Raw genomic sequence first — 17,516 nt, 5'->3', positions numbered from 1 at the left:
TTAATTTTCTTCTGCAAATGCAAGGCATTACAGTTGCAAATGAGTTGCTACAGCAAGCAGCGAAAATGCGCCTTCGACACCTCAAAACAAAACCGGCCGCAGGATGCCTGCGACCGGTTGATTATGCCGATGATTACGGGCCCGCTCAGTAGTTGCTGCGACGCTTCTTATGCTTGCCCGCCAGATGCGTGACCACATTTTCGATCATGCGCATACCAGCATTATGGCCGAGCGTCATGATCGATTCCGGGTGGAACTGAACAGCCGCCACCGGCTCCTTCTTATGCTCGAAAGCCATGATCACACCGTCTTCGGTTTCCGCCGTGACGAGGAAATCGTCCGGCAGACGCTCCGGATCGGCAAAGATCGAATGATAACGTCCGACCGTCACTTCCTTCGGCAGACCGGAGAAAATGCGTTCCGGCTTCGACACGCGAATGCGCGACGGCTTGCCGTGCATCGGAATGCGCAACTGGCGCAGTGTGCCGCCATAGGCTTCAGCCAGCGCTTGCAGCCCAAGGCAGACGCCGAAGATTGGCAGTTCGCGCTTGCGGGCCTTGTCGATGGTCGCCTTGCAGTCGAAATCCTGCGGCGAGCCGGGTCCGGGCGAAAGCACCACGAGATCAGGATTGACGCGGTCGAAAATATCGTCGGCAACCGGCGAACGCACCGTGGATACGGTTGCACCCGTCTGGCGAAAATAATTGGCCAGCGTATGCACGAAGGAATCTTCGTGATCCACCAGCAGGACCGAGATGCCCTCGCCCACCTTGGCGGCAACGCGTTCTTCCGCGATCTGATTGCTCTTCTGTGCCTCACGGACAGCCGCGATCATAGCCGATGCTTTCAGCTCGGTTTCGGCTTCTTCCTCTTCCGGGTTGGAATCGAACAGCAGCGTCGCACCGGCGCGGATTTCAGCCACGCCATCCTTGATGCGAATGGTGCGCAGCGTCAGGCCGGTATTCATGTCGCCGTTGAAATGCATCATGCCGATGGCACCACCGTACCACGCGCGCGGGCTGCGCTCGTTTTCTTCCAGAAAACGCATCGCCCACAATTTCGGCGCGCCGGTCACGGTCACAGCCCATGCGTGGCTGAGGAAGCCGTCAAAGGCGTCCATGCCGTCGCGCAGGCGACCTTCGATATGATCGACCGTGTGGATCAGGCGCGAATACATTTCAATCTGGCGGCGACCGATCACCCGCACAGAACCCGGCTCGCAGACGCGGCTTTTGTCGTTGCGATCCACATCCGAACACATGGTCAGTTCGGATTCATCCTTCTTTGAATTGAGCAGTTTCAGGATCTGCTCCGAATCCGAAATCGCGTCTTCACCACGCTTGATCGTGCCCGAGATCGGACAGGTTTCGATGCGGCGTCCATTGACGCGCACGAACATTTCCGGCGATGCGCCGACCAGATATTCGTTTTCTCCAAGGTTGATGAAGAAGGAATAAGGCGACGGATTGATCGTCTTCAGGCGGCGGAAGATTTCCGACGGTGCGGTGTGGCAGCGCTCATAGAAAGTCTGGCCCGGCACCACTTCGAACAGGTCGCCCCGCTTGAAGCTATCCTTGGCACGCTCGACGAGCTTTGCGTATTCGCCCGGATTGTGATCGCCGCGCGGCAAGGTGCGCTCCGATGGCTTGAACGCCTCGGAAGGCGTTGCCCGTGCCAGACCATGCGTGGAAGACCCGCCGCAGCTGAACTCATAGCGATCCACCCAAGCGCGTGCGGCGTAATGGTCGGCGACGAAGATTTCGTCGGGAATGAACAGCACCAGATCGCGCTGGGTTTCGGGGCGCTTCAGCTTGTACTGGATCGGATCGAACTGGAATGCCAGATCATAGCCGAAAGCACCGTAGAGGCCGAGATTGGCGTCTTCTTCCGAGAAGAAAAGCCCGACAATGGCGCGCAGTACGGTAAATACCGAAGGCATACGCGAGCGCTCTTCTTCGGTGAATGCGCCTGTCGGCTCCGCGATGGTCAGTTCGATGCGGTCCTCGGTGGAGGCGTCCACCGTCACTTCGCCCAAGGCCTGCACGGTCTCCAAAATGGGGCGCAGCAGGATCACGCCGCGGGCGTTCAATGCCTCGATGCGCATGGTGCGCTGGCGCGAGGTGATGACCACCGGCGGATCGACGATTGCCGTATCCCATCGCGTGTAGCGGCCCGGATATTCGTAATTGGACGAGAACACTGCACCGCGTCTTTCATTGAGCACATCGATGTAGGTTTCGATGGCGCCCTTATACGCAGTGAGATGGCGCACGCGCTCGACGACAATGCCGCCGGCCGTTTCGTGCTGAAATATCTCGCTATCCGCTATCTTCGCATTCATGGTCGGCTAATCCCAATTGCTTTGGTTTTTCGAATATTTCCGGGCTTCGGTCCCATTCGGGCAGCCAAACAAAAAGGCCGCCCGGATAATCCCAGCGGCCCTGTCTCCTGAACGCATATGCGCAAACGCCTGCGTGGCCGCTTTTAGCGAGCCCACCACCAACCGTTGATGCGAATGTGCGAAATGTTCATGGGCGCTAGTGTTAGCGCTCCGCCCCGCCCCTTGCAACCGGAAAATTTCAAGCCCGCTTTTTCCACGGCGGCAGCAATGCGATACCTGATAATTCTGTCAGGCATACACCTGTCAGAATTATTGCTAGACCTGCGCAGCGGGCAAAAGAAAAGTCCGGACACCACGGAAGGTCCGGACTTTCCCCTGTCCTTAATGAGGACATACAGACAAGGAAGCGGGGTGCCTTGCCTGATCACAACGAGGCTCCTCGCCCCCCAAATGACTAAATTTATAAGTGTAATACGATTTTTAGTATGGCCAAACACTACCATGGGTTGCATATTCTTGGCAACTAGTAATTGATTCGATCTTACCTGTTCGTATTTGACACAAGCCGCGACTGCCCCCGTAAATTTGTCGGCCTTCCACCAAGTTTCGTCTTGCGCCCAGCCCCGATTTCAGATTCATTCCCGTGACTTAATTCAGAATGAATGCATGAAGAAAAGAGTCGCCACGAACAGGCGACCATTTGGGGACACACGCATGAAGAACCTTGATGCCATGGACCGGAATATCCTGCAGGCCCTTCAGGAGAACGGGCGCCTGACCAATACCGAGCTTGCCGATCGCATCAATCTCTCGCAGACAGCCACAGCCGAACGCGTCAAGCGCCTGACGCGCGAAGGCTACATTCTGGGCTATTCGGCACGGCTGTCGCCCAAGATGCTCGACCGCGCCATGCTTGTGTTCATCGAGATCAAACTCGACCGCACGACGCCGGAAGTCTTCGAGACCTTTGCGACTTTTACGCGCAACAATCCCGACGTTCTGGAATGCCATATGGTGGCGGGCGGCTTCGACTATCTCGTCAAAGCCCGCGTTTCCGATATGGACCATTATCGTCGTTTTCTCTCCGAAGCGCTGCTTTCGCTGCCCGGTGTGCGGGAATCGCACACCTATGCCGTCATGGAAGAAGTCAAGGAAACCGCGCATATCGCAGTTTAAAAGGCCGCTTATCGCGGTCAGCTGCTGTCAGGATCATCACCTTCCCTGCAAGAGAGTGCTTGTCAAAAGATGATTACGGGTATATACCCGCATCATGGCACATTCCTGTTTCTGCATCCTTCTGCGTCAGGCATCACGCAAGACCTCGGCCATCTATGACGAGGCGCTGGCACCGCTTGGCATCAATGTCGCACAGTTCAGTCTGCTGCGTCGGCTCGACCGTGCGGGAACGCTGTCGATCACCGAACTGGCGCGCATGGCGGAGCTTGATCGTTCAACCATGGGGCGCAATGCCAAGGTGCTGCAGCGGATGGGCCTGATCGAGCCCGGCGACGGTCAGGATCACCGCGAAACCAATATCAGATTAACCGATACGGGCCGGGACCTTCTCGCCCGTGGCGGTCCGCTCTGGGACAAAGCCCAGGAAGAAATCGAGACCAAACTTGGAAATGACGGGGTCGAACAGTTGCAGGCACTGCTTCAGGCACTCTGAAGTCGTTGGACGCGATCCCCTACTTAAAATTGACTGGAAACAATGACGGGGCGAGCTGTGATCGCTACGAACGCCGCCGCTCGCCTTCCTATCCGTGGCCATTTTTGCAAAAATGGTCCTAACCGAAAGCGCTCAAGATGATATCTGCCCGCCTCGCACGCGTTCTCGAACAGAGAAACATCCATTACGGATGGGTTGTCGCCGCCATCACCTTCCTGACCATGCTGGCAACGGCTGCCGCCATGGGTTCGGCAGGTATATTGATCGAACCGCTCCAGCGCGAGTTCGGCTGGACCAACGCCAATATCTCCTTCGCCATGGCACTGCGTCTGGTTCTGTTCGGCCTGATGGGTCCCTTTGCCGCCGCTTTCATGAACCAGTTCGGCTTGCGCCGCGTCGTAACCGCAGCGCTGATCCTGATTGCCAGCGGCCTCGTCGGCTCCATCTTCATGACCGAGGAATGGCAGATGGTGGGCCTTTGGGGCATCGTCATCGGCGTCGGCACCGGCATGACTGCGCTTGTGCTGGGCGCGACGGTTGCCGCGCGCTGGTTTGAAAAGCGCCGTGGCCTCGTTGTTGGCCTGATGACGGCCAGCAATGCAACCGGCCAGCTCGTCTTCATGCCGATCCTCGCCAGTGTCAGCCAGACCATCGGCTGGCGCACATCGCTCACCATCGTCATCGGGTTTCTAACCGTTGCGCTGCTGCTGGTTCTGGCGCTGATGCGCGATCACCCGGCAGATATCGGCCTCAAGCCCTATGGCCGCACGGCACCGCTGCCCGCGCCGGAACCGAAGAAGAGTTTTGGTGCCATGCTCGCCTCGCCACTCGTCACCCTGCGTGAAGCATCCTCGACGGCAACATTCTGGGTGTTGTTCCTGACCTTCTTCGTCTGTGGCTTTTCGACAAACGGCCTCATCCAGACCCACTGGATCACGCTTTGCGGCGACTATGGCATCGCGCCGGTCGGTGCGGCTGGTATCCTTGCCGTCATCGGCGCCTTCGACCTGATCGGCACGATCATGTCCGGCTGGCTGTCGGACCGTTTCGACAATCGCTGGCTGCTGTTCTGGTTCTATGCGCTGCGCGGCCTATCGCTGATCTATCTGACCTTCACCGACTTCTCGGTCTATGAACTGGCGCTGTTCGCCGTCTTCTACGGTCTGGACTGGGTCGCAACGGTGCCGCCAACTGTAAAGCTCGCCGCCGAACGTTTCGGCCCGGAAAAGGCCGGTCTGGTCTTTGGCTGGGTGTTCACCGGACACCAGATCGGCGCGGCAGCGGCTGCCGGTTTTGCGGGATTCGTCCGCACCGACTATGACAGCTACACGCCAGCGCTCATTCTGGCTGGCGCCATGTGCCTTGCGGCGGCGGCGATGGTGTTCAACATCAACCGCCCTGCCCCGCGTGTGGTGCTACAGGCTTCCTAACGCGCAGGCTCTTCAAGATAAGCGTCGCCCCAATCGGCGCGGCGCGCCCAGCGGAAGAAATCGCCATCGCGCTTGGTGAACAGGCGCTCTTCCGCTGTTCCGTCACCCTTGCAGAGCTTCACTGAAACCTTGCCGCCGCCGACCCGCGGCGGCGCAATGACCCGCGCTTCAACCGCCTCGGACGGCTGGCGCACTGCCGCCAGATAGATGAATTTTTCATCTTCCCACGGCACTTCCGCATCCTTGGTCATGCGGTGAATGCGCGAACGCGCCACACGCCGCGAGAAATGGCACCAGTCCGGTGCGACCAGCGGGCATTCCAGCTGATGCGGACAGGGCGCGGCAATCACAGCACCCAATTCGATCAGCGCCTTGCGCGCATCGAGAATACGCTGCCAGCCCGCAGGTGTGCCTGGCTCGACAATCACGAACATCTGCCGCGTGGACGCCCAAAGCTGCGCAACCAGCTTGCGACGGTCATCGGGGGCCAGTTCATCGAGCACATAGGCGATGGTGACGAGATCGGCCTGCGGAAAATCGAGCTTTTCCTTCACCACATCGCCCGCCCGCCAGTCGAGCGATGCAAAGCCACTGTTTCCGGCAAGGCTGCTGCCGACCGCGCGAATGGCCGGGCTTGCCTCGATCATCGTGGCGTTTTCAAGCGACGGCCAGCATCCGCGGGCTGCCCACAGGGCCGTCCCTGGCCCTGCCCCGACATCGAGCATGGATTGCGGCGCAAAATCCGGGCGGACTTCCGCAGCACTGTCGAGACTGGCCCGCACCGCCGCATAAGTGGCGGGCAGACGCGCCGCCAGATAGGCCTTCGCGGCCAGATCGTCGGAAATATGCAGCCGACCGTCCCGCGTCTCCGCCCGATAGCGGCGCGACAGAAGATCGGAAGCGCGTTTGAGATCGGCCAATGCCACGCCCTCAAGCGCGGCATCTACCGCCTGACGCAAAATCGGAGGCAGTTCCATTGCCCGTCAGCGCTCCAGAACCTGCTTCACATCGACCAGATTGGAACGAACGCGCAGAATATAGAAGCCCATCGTGGTCAGATGCGACGGTGTAAACCATGCATCCGGGCTACCGTTGGAAACGATGAAAGGCTGCATGTCGAGCGCCGAGCGCATCTGCTTTTCCATCTCGTCCCACACGCCATCAAGGTGCTTTTCGGCCAGCACGCCGCGGAAATCGGAATGCGCCGAGCGGAGCAGGCCGTAATAGGCGTATAGCTGGCCATAGGCGAACCAGAAACGGTCGTCCGCACGGGTGTCGAACCAGCCATTATGATAGTTTTCCGCCCGGTCCTTGAGAATTGCGGACGTCGAACCAAGGTCGCTGGCGATGCGATCGACAAACTGGATCAGATTGTCGGCGCGGGCATCAAAGGTCGCCTGACAGTTTTCAAGACGCGTGTTGAACGAACGCAGATCCTTGATCGCCGAGCGATAATAGCTGGGCGTCGGGGTCTTGGGGCCGAACGGACTCAGGCCGAAATACCAGGAATCCTCCGCAAACTGCAGATTGCCACGGGCCTTTTGCAGATCGCCATCAATCTGCGACGTGCCGCGCAGACGACCGATATTGTCCACCAGTTCAATCGCCGTGCGGCGCACAGCGGCATTGATGCCGCGCTGGAACGAAGCCTTATTATCGAGGAACGGTGTGCGATCCCAGTCCAGACCGAAGAAACCGGTCTTGTAGAGCAGCATGGAAGAAATCCACGCATTCTGGTTCACGTTGAAATCGGTAAGGTCGGCGGCAACCTCGGCAATCGCCGAACGCGAGCACTTGCGGGCCGATGACGGTATCTGCGCCGCCTGAACCGGCTGGCTTGCCGCCGGTGTTTCAGCAGATGGCTGATTGCTGTTCTCGATCGCGGGCGCGGTGGAAGGTGCTGGCTCCGGCGCGACGGCAGGCGTCGAGTTCACTTCCTCGCCCGGCGTGTTCGCCGTCTGATAGCTATACTTTGCCGGATAGTCCGGGTCGAAATTGGTCCAGACCTGAGTCTGCCAGATAAAATAAATATAGAGCGCGGCCAGACCGACCACGACGACGCCAATCACGGCTTTCCACAATATTCCGAACTTCAGATAAACCCGCCATAAAGCGGCCAGTGGAACGGCTATCAGCCGGGCCAAACCCGCAATCATGCGACCAAGGAAGGAGAAAACGGCCCGTACTGCATTCCACACTATCAATCATCCTTCCATTGGCCCGCAATTCCGGGGCTTCGAACTATTCTCGCTCGCGCGTCGGGCCGTCGTAAAAAACGCCGTTTCCCGAAAAGCAGCGAGCAAGAAACGCTGTTCCTCTTCAAATAGAGTGCGCCCGTCTTTTCGACAACCGCGATCGCTCATCCAACTGATTTTATCCGGCATTTTGGCGCGACAGGGTTGAAACCGGGGGGCCGATCCGTAACATGGCGCAACTTGGAGCCGTTCCGGTAAAAGTGCGGGATATTTTTTCGTTCTCATCACGACAAAAGAGACAGACGTCGCAATCGAGAATATTTTCGCCGCTGTGGTACTTGAACGGCGCAATCTTTGGTGTTTGCTAAAGCCGGAACCGGAAAAATAAGCAAACCGTCAAAACGGCCCGGAAATGGAGAGAACAATGAAACTGACCTATACGCTTGCCTTTGCTGCGCTTGCCACGGGAACGGCAATGCTCGCGGCACCTGCTGCCAGCTTCGCGGCCGAACCGGAAAGCTGCTCGACCGTGCGCTTTTCCGATGTCGGCTGGACCGACATCACCTCGACAACTGCGGTTGCGACCGAAATTCTCAAAGGCCTCGGCTACAAGACCGATATCAAGGTTCTATCCGTGCCGGTGACTTATGCGTCGCTGAGCAAGAAGGACATCGACGTCTTCCTCGGCTACTGGAACCCTTCCATGAGCGCTGATCTGAAGCCTTATCTCGATGACAAGAGCGTTGAGACGCTGCGTACCAACCTCACCGGCGCGAAGTATACGCTTGCCGTGCCGAAATATGCCGCCGACGAAGGCCTGAAGGATTTCAAGGATATCGCCACCTTCAAGGACAAGCTCGGCGGCAAGATCTACGGCATCGAGCCGGGCAATGACGGCAATCGCCTGATCCTTGACATGATCAACAAGGACGCTTTCGGCCTGAAGTCGTTCGAACTGGCGGAATCCTCCGAACAGGGCATGCTTGCGCAGGTTGCGCGCGCCATCAAGAGCAAAGAGCCGGTTGTGTTCCTCGCATGGGAACCGCATCCGATGAACAAGCGCTTCGAGATCACTTATCTCACCGGCGGCGATGACTTCTTCGGTCCGAACCTCGGCGGCGCCAAGGTCGAAACCAATGTGCGCAAAGGCTACACGCAGGAATGCCCAAATGTCGGCAAGTTCCTGACCAATCTCGAATTCAACCTCGACCTCGAAAACGAGATCATGGGCAAGATTCTGGACGATGGCGCAGAGCCTTCGAAGGCTGCGACCGACTGGCTCAAGGCCAATCCCGCTGCGCTCGACAAGTGGCTCGCAGGCGTGACGACGGTTGACGGCAAGGATGGTCTGCCTGCCGTCAAATCGGCCCTCGGCCTTTGATGTGAAGCACTCGCAGGCCGCGGTTAAACCCGCGGCCTTTCCATCTGTAGATACTCAGGCACGCAGCAGGAGACTTCATCGTTGAACTGGCTGACGGACTATAAAATTCCGGTTGGACCGACTGCAAAGACGGTCGTTGACTGGCTGACGAACAATATGGGTGGCTTTTTCGACCTGCTGGCAGCGGTCATGCAAAGCATGATCGACGCCCTGCTTTTCGTCCTGAAACTGCCGCACCCGCTGCTGCTGATCGCCATATTCGCAGTGATTGCCTGGCTGATCCAGCGCCGCATTTCGGTGGTCGTGCTGACGATCCTGGGCTTTCTGTTCATTCTCAATCAGGGTTACTGGGACCGCACGCTGGAAACGCTGACGCTTGTGCTTTCGTCCTGTGTTCTCTGCATGGCCATCGGCGTTCCGCTCGGCATTGCCGCAGCGCATCGTCCGACGCTTTACGCGGCCATGCGACCGGTGCTCGATCTGATGCAGACGCTGCCCACCTTCGTCTATCTGATCCCGGCCATCGTCTTTTTCGGCATTGGCATGGTGCCCGGCCTGCTCGCCACAGCCATTTTCGTTCTGCCCGCGCCGGTGCGTCTGACACATCTCGGCGTTTCGTCCACGCCATCCTCCTTGATCGAAGCTGGCGAAGCCTTCGGCGCTTCCCGGTCCCAGCTTCTCTGGAAGATTGAGCTGCCCTATGCCATGCCGCAAATTCTGGCGGGCCTGACCCAGACGATCATGCTGTCGCTTTCGATGGTGGTTATCGCCGCTCTCGTGGGGGCCGATGGTCTTGGCGTTCCGGTCGTCCGCGCGCTGAACTCGGTCAACACCGCGCTCGGCTTCGAGGCTGGCCTTGTCATCGTCGTGGTCGCCATTGTGCTCGACCGCATCTTCCGCGCTGGGCGCGAGAAATAGGAGATCGCGGATGACCATTATCGCAATTGAAGATGTCTGCATCATTTTCGGCAAGAACACGGATAATGCGCTGGCGCTTGCTGATCGCGGTGCAACGCGATCCCAGATTCAGGCCGAAACCGGCCATGTTCTGGGTGTGCACAACTGCACGCTGAATATCGAGGAAGGCGAAATCCTCGTCCTAATGGGCCTGTCCGGTTCCGGCAAGTCCACGCTGCTGCGCGCCATCAACCGGCTCAACCCGATTTCGCGCGGCCGCGTCACGGTGCGGGATGGTGACCGGGGCATCGATGTCGGCAAGGCGGATCGCAACACGCTGCGCCATTTGCGCACCGAACTTGTTTCGATGGTCTTTCAGCAATTCGGCCTGCTGCCCTGGCGCACCGTCGAGGAGAATGTCGCCTTCGGGCTGGAAATCTCCGGTATGGGCAAGGAAGAGCGCATTTCCAAGGCCCGCCAGCAGCTCGAACTAGTCGGGCTTCAGGACTGGGCCAAGCGAAAGGTCGGTGAATTATCCGGCGGCATGCAGCAGCGCGTCGGTCTCGCCCGCGCCTTTGCCACCGGCGCGCCGATCCTGCTGATGGACGAACCCTTCTCGGCGCTTGATCCGCTGATCCGCACGCGGTTGCAGGACGAGCTTCTGGCCTTCCAGTCGCGCTTAAAGAAAACCATTGTCTTCGTCAGTCACGATCTTGATGAGGCCATGAAGATCGGCAATCGCATCGCCATTATGGAGGGTGGGCGCATCGTGCAATGCGGAACGCCGCAGGAAATCCTGCTGCAACCCGCCGACCAGTATGTCGCCGATTTCGTCGCTCACATGAATCCGCTTGGCGTGCTGCGCGCGGGCGATATCATGACGCCGTTCGACCGTAACGCCGCCCCTCGCCCCTTTGCGGCCACAGCGCGACGGGAAACGCTGGTGCGCGAGCTGATGAATGCCGTTGCCGACAGCGGCGGCGATGTCGGCATCGTCGAGAATGGCAACATCATCGGGAAGGTCGCGGCGGACGATATCGTCCGGGCGCTCGCCTGGCACCAGCAACGCGCTGGCTGAACATACAAAAACGCCGCCATTTACAGGCGGCGTTTTTGTTTCAGGATTTGCGGTAGCCCGTTAAGCCTGTGCGGCCTGTCTGGCGGCGGCACGCGCCTCGACGCGGGCGCGAATGGCATCCACATCCGCACGCGGCGTCGCGGCAAACAGCTTCTTCGTATAATCGTGCTGCGGATTGTTGAACACGTCGTCACGCGACCCGTATTCAACCACCTCACCGAAATACATCACCATCACCTCATCGGCGATATAGCGCACCACCGAAAGGTCGTGGCTGATGAAGACATAGGTGAGACCGAACTCTTCCTGCAGGTCGGACAACAGGTTCAGCACCTGCGCCTGCACCGACAGATCGAGCGCAGAAACCGGCTCGTCGAGAATCAGCAGCTTCGGATTGAGCATCAGCGCGCGCGCAATGGCGATACGCTGGCGCTGGCCGCCCGAGAACATATGCGGATAGCGGTTGAAGTGCTCGCGACCGAGACCAACCTTCAACAACATCTGCATCGCCTTGGCGCGACGCTCTTCCGCCGACATATTCGTGTTCAGCAGCAGCGGTTCGGCCAGCACGTCGCCGATCTTCTGGCGCGGATTGAGCGAACCGTAAGGGTTCTGGAACACGATCTGCACCTTCTGGCGCATTTCGGCGGTCAGCCCGTCACGAGCGATGTTCACATCCTTGCCGCCGATCGTCAGATCGCCGGAAGTCTGCGGATCGATCATGGTGAGGATGCGCGCCAGTGTGGACTTGCCGCAACCCGATTCGCCAACGATCGCCAGCGTCTTGCCCTTTTCGAGCTTGAAGCTGACGCCCTTGACGGCATGAACCACCTTCGGCTTGCCGAACAGGCCGCCGCCGACATGGTAATCGCGCTTGATATCGCGCGCTTCGAGAACGATCTCGCTCATCGCGCTTCTCCTGCACTGGTCTCGTCAAAAGCGAAATCCGACACCGTCGGCAGACGGTCGCCTGTCGCATTTTCCGGCAGAGCCGACAGAAGCGCGCGCGTGTAAGGGCTTTTCGGTGCGGAAAACAGCGACAGCACGTCGGCGTCCTCCATCTTGTGACCCTTATACTGCACGATGACACGATCCGCCGTTTCGGCGACGACACCCATATCGTGGGTAATCATGATCAGGCCCATGCCATGCTCCACCTGAAGCCGCATCAGCAGATCGAGGATCTGCTTCTGGATCGTCACGTCGAGAGCCGTGGTCGGCTCATCAGCGATCAGTAGCTTCGGATTGCAGGCAATCGCGATAGCAATCATAACACGCTGGCACTGGCCGCCCGACATCTGATGCGGGAAGCTGCCGAGACGCTCAGAGGCATCGCGGATTCCAACCAGTTCGAGAAGCTCGATCGCGCGAGCACGGCTCGCCGAACCGTTCATGCCCATATGCTGCCTGAGCGCTTCTTCAAGCTGGTAGCCGACCGTGAAGCACGGATTGAGGCTCGCAACCGGCTCCTGAAAGATCATCGAAATGTCGCGACCAATGATCTGGCGGCGCTCCGAACTGGAAAGCGTGCGCAAATCCTTGCCGTCGAACGACATCTTGTCCGCCGTCACGGTCGCGGTCTTGGGCAGAAGGCCCATCACTGCGAGCATGCCGACCGACTTGCCCGAACCGGACTCGCCGACAATGGCCAGAACTTCGCCCTTGTCGACCGTGATATCGATGCCATCGACCGCCTTGAAAGGACCAGTCGAAGTATCGAACGAAACCGTAAGGTTCTTGATTTCAAGCAAAGCCACCGATCAGCTCCTCTTGAGTTTCGGGTCAAGCGCATCGCGCAGACCGTCGCCGATCAGATTGATGGCGAGAACAGTGATCAGGATTGCCAGACCCGGGAAGGTCACAATCCACCAGGCGCTGGTGATGAACTCGCGCGCCGATGCGAGCATGGTGCCCCATTCCGGCGTTGGCGGCTGTGCGCCCATGCCAAGGAAGCCCAATGCCGCCACGTCGAGGATGGCGTTGGAAAACGACATCGTCGCCTGCACCACGAGGGGCGCGAGACAGTTCGGCAGGATGGTCTTGAACATCAGGCGCAGCCTGCTTGCTCCGGCAAGCTTGGCCGCGGTCACGTATTCGCGTTCCTTTTCCGCCATGACGGCGGCGCGGGTGAGACGAGAAAAATGCGGCAGCAAGACAAGCGTGATCGCAAGCACGGCATTGATGAGGCCCGGTCCCAGAATAGCCACCAGAACCAGCGCCAGCAGCAGCGACGGGAATGCCAGGATCACGTCCATGATGCGCATGAACACCGTATCGACGCCGCCACCGAAATAGCCGGTGATGAGGCCGATGGTGATGCCGAGGCACATCGAAATGATGACGATGACGAAACCGACCAGCAGCGAATATTGCGCGCCATAGATCAGGCGGGACAGAATATCACGGCCCACCTCATCCGTTCCAAGCAAGAACTGGGTCGAGCCGCCTTCCTGCCAGAAAGGCGGCAGCTTGATGTAATCGCGGAACTGATCGACAGGACTATGCGGCGCAATGACCGGCGCCAGAATGGCCACGAGAATGACCGCCATAAAGACGTAGAGGCCGATAACCGCGCCGCGATTGACGCTGAAATAGAACCAGAAATCCTTCAGCGCGCGCATCTTGCCGATGTCGTTTGCGGCTTCCGGCTGAATAGCTGAGTGTGTCATGATACCCTCACTTATGCCGGATACGCGGATTGATCAGGCCGTACAGCAGATCGACCACCAGATTGACCACCATGATAATGGCGGCAATCAGCAGCAGACCGCTCTGCACGACCGGATAGTCGCGGCGGAAAATGGAATCGAGCATCCATTTTCCGATGCCTGGCCAGGAGAAGATGGTCTCCGTCAGGATCGCACCGGCCATCAGCACACCGACCTGCAAGCCGATTGTCGTGATGACGGGGATCATGGCGTTGCGCAGCGCGTGAATGCCCACGACGCGGCGCGTCGGCAGACCCTTGGCGCGGGCGGTGCGCACATAGTCCTCACCCAGCACTTCCAGCATCGCCGAGCGCGTCTGGCGCGCAATGACCGCGAGCGGAATGGTCGCCAGCACGATGGTCGGCAGGATGAGATGCGAGACCGCCGAAAGGAACGCGCCCTTCTGGTCCGACATCAGGCTGTCGATCAGCATGAAACCCGTCACCGACGGGAAGAAATAGAGGAGCGAAATGCGGCCTGAAACCGGCGTCCACTGCAATATGCCCGAGAAGAAGATGATGAGCAAAAGCGCCCACCAGAAAATCGGCATCGAGTAACCAACCAGGGAAATGCCCATGAGGCCCTGATCGAACCAGGAACCGCGCTTGACGGCGGCGATGACGCCTGCCGGAATGCCAAGGCAGATCGCCACAATGATCGCGCAGATCGACAGCTCTACCGTAGCTGGAAACAGCGTGAAAAATTCAACGAGAACAGGCTTCTTGGTCACCAGAGACTGGCCAAAATCGCCGTGCAGCAGGTTCCAGACATAATCCAGATATTGCTGCCAGATGGGGCGGTCAAAGCCGAGCTGCGCCATCAGTTCTGCATGGCGTTCCGGGCTGACGCCGCGCTCGCCTGCCATCAGCAGGACGGGATCGCCGGGCAGGACCCGGACGAAAGCGAAAGCAACGATCGTGATGCCAATGAAGGTCGGCACCAGATAGATGAGTTTGTTTAATATAAAACGAAACATACAAAAACTCCGACCGGGTGCGGAGGAACCCTCCACACCCGGCCGCTGGTGTTGTTAGACTTTACTCGGAGATATCAACATCTTCGAAGCGATAGTCACCAAGCGGGCTCTGCTTGAAGCCCGTAACCTTGGCCGACATCGGCACGAAGACCGTCGAGTGAGCGATGGTGTTCCAAGGAGCCTGCTCCTTGAAGATCACCTGCGCTTCTTCGTAAAGCTTGGTGCGTTCTTCCTGGCTGGTCGAAACCTTGGCCTTCTGGATCAGGTCTTCGAACGGCTTGTAGCACCACTGGGCGCGGTTGTTGTTGCCAACGCCAGCGCAGCCGAGAAGCGTGCCCATGAAGTTGTCCGGATCGCCATTGTCGCCGGTCCAGCCGAGGATGACGGAACCGTCGCGGTCCTTGTCGGACGACTTCTTGAGGTATTCGCCCCATTCCATCGAAACGATTTCGGCGCTGACGCCAACCTTGGCAAGATCGGACTGCATGAGTTCAGCGGTACGACGCGCGTTCGGCATGTACGGACGGCTGACAGGCATCGCCCACAGCTTCATCTTGAGATCCTTGACGCCAGCGGCTTCAAGAGCCTTCTTGGCAGCTTCCGGATCGTACTTGTCGTCTTCGACCTTGTCGTTATAGCCCCACATTGTCGGCGGGATCGGGTTCTTGGCAACCTGGCCCTGACCCTGGAACACGGCGTCGACGATGGCCTGCTTGTTGATAGCCTGGTTCAGCGCCTTGCGGACTTCCGGCTTATCGTAAGGCGCCTTCAGCGTGTTATACGCGAAATAAGCCACGTTCAGGCCAGCCTGTTCGTCAACCTTGAGGTTGGAATCGGCCTGAAGGCCCTTGATGTCAGCCGGAGCCGGATAGGACATCAGGTGGCATTCGCCAGCCTTCAACTTCTGCGCGCGCACAGCCGGATCGGTCGTGATTGCGAAGACGAGATCGTCGATCTTCGGCTTGCCACCCCAATAGTCGGGATTGGCCTTGAAGCGAACGACGGCGTCCTTCTGGTAGGCGACGAACTGGAACGGGCCAGTGCCGACCGGAATCTGATTGAGATCGTCCTTCTTGCCGTCGGCAGCCAGCTTGTCGGTGTACTCCTTCGAGATGATCGAAGCGAAAGGCATCGAGATATTGGCGAGGAACGGTGCTTCCGGACGGTTCAGCACGAACTTGACGGTGTAATCGTCAACCTTGACGATGTCCTTGATCAGCGCGCCCATTTCCATGCTGTCGAAATACTCGTAGGTGATCCCTGCGGTATACTGGTGCCATGGATTGTCCTTGTTGCGCATGCGATCGAACGAGAAGATCACGTCATCCGCATTGAATTCGCGGGTCGGCGTGAAATAGTCGTTCGAATGGAACTTCACGCCCTTGCGCAGATGGAAGGTGTATTCCAGACCGTCGCTGGAAACGTCCCAGCTTTCAGCGAGACCCGGCACAACCTTGGTCGTTCCGTTCTCGAATTCGGCAAGACGATTATAAACCGGATGCGCAGACGCATCGAACGTGTCACCGCCCGTATATGCCGCCGGATCGAAGCCTTCAGGCGATGCCGGAGAGCAATACACAAAAGTCTTTGCCGAAGCAGCACCGCTCATAAGAGCCACCAGCGCGGTTGCAGCCAGGAGTGTTTTGTACATTTTCATTTATTGTCCGCCTCCACGGAAAAGTGTGCCGCGCGCGCCCCATTGCCCGCAGCCTGGCCTATCGAAACGCTTGGTTCCCCACTTTGCAAGCGCAATTGTTAGAACCAGTTCACATTCTTATGCGTTTATCACCTATATTTTTAGATTTTAATTTCTTCAAATTGCCATATTGCGGAATATTGCGCTAAAGGCGGTCAAATCATAATATTATTTGCGCAAATTTTCGCATAACGTCACGCAGCGGTTGCACGGCATCTTTGGAATCGCTGAAATTGCGGGCAATATCAGTGCGCAGGCCTGTTCCATTGTGCAGAAACCAGCTAATAGCGGATTATCTTACTCAAGTTTATGACAGCGCGATGAACCAGACCAAAGAGCCAATCGATTCTCCCATCAGGCCGACAACGCCGGAAGCCATTCAGCTGGCAAAGACGCTGATGCGCACGGCGCGCTATGGCGCGCTGGCAGTGCTGGATGCGAAAACAGGCCGCCCGCTGGCAAGCCGCGTTGCAGTCGCGACCGACACGGATGGCACGCCGCTCATTCTGGTTTCGGGGCTGGCCGCGCACACGCCGGGCCTCATCGCCAATCCCGCCTGTTCTCTGCTACTGGGCGAACCCGGTAAAGGCGACCCGCTCGCCCATCCGCGCATTACGTTGCATTGCGACGCCGAAAGGGTCGAGCGGACGGCCGATGATTATCCACGCCTGCGCCGCCGCTATCTCAACCACAATCCAAAAGGCGCGCTTTATGTCGATCTTGGCGACTTCGCGTTCTTCCGCATGAATGTGCTTGGCGCCAGCCTGAATGGCGGCTTCGGCAAAGCCTTCATCCTCGCAACCGAGGACCTGATCTGTCCCGCCGCCACCGCCGAAAGTATAGCTCCCAACGAACAGGACATTCTTGATAGTGTCAAAGAAAACGGAGAAGATGCCATCGCTGCCCGCATCAGCCAGATGACCGGCACAGCGACTAGGCCGTTGAAGGTGGTGGGGATAGACCCCGATGGTCTCGACATCGCAGCTGGCAATGAGATCGTTCGACTCCCGTTCTCGCGGAGCTGCGCCAGCGCAGCCGAAGTGCGCGCAGAACTGCTAAAAATGACCGCCTCGCCCGCCTGAAACGGATTCATGCTCTTTTTGGGACAAATTTGCGCGATTTAAACATGGGCGAATTTAAGCAAG

15 protein-coding genes are annotated in these 17,516 nt (G+C 58.5%); 7 read left to right on the top strand and 8 right to left on the bottom strand.

The window, feature by feature from the left end:
• Positions 1 to 145: 145 nt before the first annotated feature.
• Positions 146 to 2,341, bottom strand: a complete 2,196-nt coding sequence (locus QLQ11_RS00490) for an anthranilate synthase component I (protein WP_109369524.1) — start codon at positions 2,339 to 2,341, stop codon at positions 146 to 148.
• A 714-nt stretch (positions 2,342 to 3,055) separates the two neighbouring features.
• On the opposite strand from QLQ11_RS00490, the gene QLQ11_RS00485 reads away from it, so the two are divergent.
• The 3 genes from QLQ11_RS00485 (at position 3,056) to QLQ11_RS00475 (ending at position 5,440) form a co-directional block, all read left to right on the top strand.
• On the top strand, positions 3,056 to 3,517 hold the full coding sequence (locus tag QLQ11_RS00485; protein WP_078338776.1) for an Lrp/AsnC ligand binding domain-containing protein: 462 nt from the start codon (positions 3,056 to 3,058) through the stop codon (positions 3,515 to 3,517).
• Between the two features lie 94 nt (positions 3,518 to 3,611).
• Positions 3,612 to 4,010 carry a MarR family winged helix-turn-helix transcriptional regulator gene (locus QLQ11_RS00480; protein WP_109369525.1) on the top strand — a complete coding sequence of 133 codons (399 nt, stop codon included), beginning with the start codon at positions 3,612 to 3,614 and terminating at the stop codon, positions 4,008 to 4,010.
• A 137-nt stretch (positions 4,011 to 4,147) separates the two neighbouring features.
• Entirely contained in the window at positions 4,148 to 5,440 is a 1,293-nt protein-coding gene (locus QLQ11_RS00475; RefSeq protein ID WP_283735931.1) for an MFS transporter, read from the top strand.
• Here QLQ11_RS00475 and QLQ11_RS00470 read toward each other — a convergent pair.
• Both QLQ11_RS00470 and QLQ11_RS00465 read right to left on the bottom strand, forming a co-directional pair.
• Positions 5,437 to 6,417 carry a small ribosomal subunit Rsm22 family protein gene (locus tag QLQ11_RS00470; protein ID WP_121536546.1) on the bottom strand — a complete coding sequence of 327 codons (981 nt, stop codon included), beginning with the start codon at positions 6,415 to 6,417 and terminating at the stop codon, positions 5,437 to 5,439. The two genes, QLQ11_RS00475 and QLQ11_RS00470, sit on opposite strands and share 4 nt — an antisense overlap.
• Before the next feature lie 6 nt (positions 6,418 to 6,423).
• Positions 6,424 to 7,644, bottom strand: coding sequence for a DUF2333 family protein (locus QLQ11_RS00465; protein WP_121536548.1), 1,221 nt, complete (start codon positions 7,642 to 7,644; stop codon positions 6,424 to 6,426).
• A gap of 403 nt (positions 7,645 to 8,047) precedes the next feature.
• On the opposite strand from QLQ11_RS00465, the gene QLQ11_RS00460 reads away from it, so the two are divergent.
• The 3 genes from QLQ11_RS00460 to choV all read left to right on the top strand — a co-directional run bounded on the left by QLQ11_RS00460 (position 8,048) and on the right by choV (position 10,991).
• On the top strand, positions 8,048 to 9,016 hold the full coding sequence (locus tag QLQ11_RS00460; RefSeq protein WP_109369529.1) for a choline ABC transporter substrate-binding protein: 969 nt from the start codon (positions 8,048 to 8,050) through the stop codon (positions 9,014 to 9,016).
• Positions 9,017 to 9,097: 81 nt separating this feature from the next.
• Entirely contained in the window at positions 9,098 to 9,934 is an 837-nt protein-coding gene (gene choW, locus QLQ11_RS00455; RefSeq protein WP_109369530.1) for a choline ABC transporter permease subunit, read from the top strand.
• A gap of 10 nt (positions 9,935 to 9,944) precedes the next feature.
• Positions 9,945 to 10,991 (top strand): choline ABC transporter ATP-binding protein, encoded by a 1,047-nt coding sequence (gene choV, locus QLQ11_RS00450; RefSeq protein ID WP_121536550.1) that lies wholly within the window; start codon positions 9,945 to 9,947, stop codon positions 10,989 to 10,991.
• 60 nt (positions 10,992 to 11,051) lie between these two features.
• Here choV and QLQ11_RS00445 read toward each other — a convergent pair whose 3' ends face one another.
• The 5 genes from QLQ11_RS00445 to QLQ11_RS00425 all read right to left on the bottom strand — a co-directional run bounded on the left by QLQ11_RS00445 (position 11,052) and on the right by QLQ11_RS00425 (position 16,332).
• A complete protein-coding gene (locus QLQ11_RS00445) occupies positions 11,052 to 11,900 on the bottom strand; it encodes a dipeptide ABC transporter ATP-binding protein (RefSeq protein ID WP_121536552.1) in 849 nt (282 codons plus the stop codon).
• Positions 11,897 to 12,748, bottom strand: a complete 852-nt coding sequence (locus QLQ11_RS00440; RefSeq protein ID WP_109369533.1) for an ABC transporter ATP-binding protein — start codon at positions 12,746 to 12,748, stop codon at positions 11,897 to 11,899. Before QLQ11_RS00440 ends, QLQ11_RS00445 begins: the two co-directional genes overlap by 4 nt.
• 3 nt (positions 12,749 to 12,751) lie before the next feature.
• Positions 12,752 to 13,660: an ABC transporter permease subunit gene (locus QLQ11_RS00435; RefSeq protein ID WP_104756074.1), complete on the bottom strand. Its 909-nt coding sequence runs from the start codon at positions 13,658 to 13,660 to the stop codon at positions 12,752 to 12,754.
• 7 nt (positions 13,661 to 13,667) lie between these two features.
• A complete protein-coding gene (locus QLQ11_RS00430; protein ID WP_109369534.1) occupies positions 13,668 to 14,675 on the bottom strand; it encodes an ABC transporter permease subunit in 1,008 nt (335 codons plus the stop codon).
• A gap of 61 nt (positions 14,676 to 14,736) precedes the next feature.
• Positions 14,737 to 16,332: an ABC transporter substrate-binding protein gene (locus QLQ11_RS00425; protein ID WP_109369535.1), complete on the bottom strand. Its 1,596-nt coding sequence runs from the start codon at positions 16,330 to 16,332 to the stop codon at positions 14,737 to 14,739.
• A gap of 359 nt (positions 16,333 to 16,691) precedes the next feature.
• Between QLQ11_RS00425 and QLQ11_RS00420 the strand changes: the two genes are divergently transcribed.
• The gene (locus QLQ11_RS00420) at positions 16,692 to 17,453 is read left to right on the top strand and encodes a HugZ family protein (protein WP_109369536.1); all 762 of its coding nucleotides are present in this window, start codon (positions 16,692 to 16,694) and stop codon (positions 17,451 to 17,453) included.
• Positions 17,454 to 17,516: the final 63 nt, after the last annotated feature.

Origin of the sequence: Ochrobactrum sp. SSR (genome assembly GCF_030067775.1) — a bacterium.
In the GTDB taxonomy this organism is placed as follows: domain Bacteria; phylum Pseudomonadota; class Alphaproteobacteria; order Rhizobiales; family Rhizobiaceae; genus Brucella; species Brucella teleogrylli.
The sequence above is the reverse complement of the archived record's forward strand: the minus strand, read 5'-3'. Positions and strand labels throughout refer to the sequence as shown.

Bases quoted from the DNA above. Each gene is read 5' to 3' on its own strand.
- QLQ11_RS00490 (WP_109369524.1), bottom strand. From the start codon at position 2,341: ATGAATGCGAAGATAGCGGATAGCGAGATATTTCAGCACGAAACGGCC.
- QLQ11_RS00485 (WP_078338776.1), top strand. From the start codon at position 3,056: ATGAAGAACCTTGATGCCATGGACCGGAATATCCTGCAGGCCCTTCAG.
- QLQ11_RS00480 (WP_109369525.1), top strand. From the start codon at position 3,612: ATGGCACATTCCTGTTTCTGCATCCTTCTGCGTCAGGCATCACGCAAG.
- QLQ11_RS00475 (WP_283735931.1), top strand. From the start codon at position 4,148: ATGATATCTGCCCGCCTCGCACGCGTTCTCGAACAGAGAAACATCCAT.
- QLQ11_RS00470 (WP_121536546.1), bottom strand. From the start codon at position 6,417: ATGGAACTGCCTCCGATTTTGCGTCAGGCGGTAGATGCCGCGCTTGAG.
- QLQ11_RS00460 (WP_109369529.1), top strand. From the start codon at position 8,048: ATGGAGAGAACAATGAAACTGACCTATACGCTTGCCTTTGCTGCGCTT.
- choV (WP_121536550.1), top strand. From the start codon at position 9,945: ATGACCATTATCGCAATTGAAGATGTCTGCATCATTTTCGGCAAGAAC.
- QLQ11_RS00445 (WP_121536552.1), bottom strand. From the start codon at position 11,900: ATGAGCGAGATCGTTCTCGAAGCGCGCGATATCAAGCGCGATTACCAT.
- QLQ11_RS00435 (WP_104756074.1), bottom strand. From the start codon at position 13,660: ATGACACACTCAGCTATTCAGCCGGAAGCCGCAAACGACATCGGCAAG.
- QLQ11_RS00430 (WP_109369534.1), bottom strand. From the start codon at position 14,675: ATGTTTCGTTTTATATTAAACAAACTCATCTATCTGGTGCCGACCTTC.
- QLQ11_RS00425 (WP_109369535.1), bottom strand. From the start codon at position 16,332: ATGAAAATGTACAAAACACTCCTGGCTGCAACCGCGCTGGTGGCTCTT.
- QLQ11_RS00420 (WP_109369536.1), top strand. From the start codon at position 16,692: ATGAACCAGACCAAAGAGCCAATCGATTCTCCCATCAGGCCGACAACG.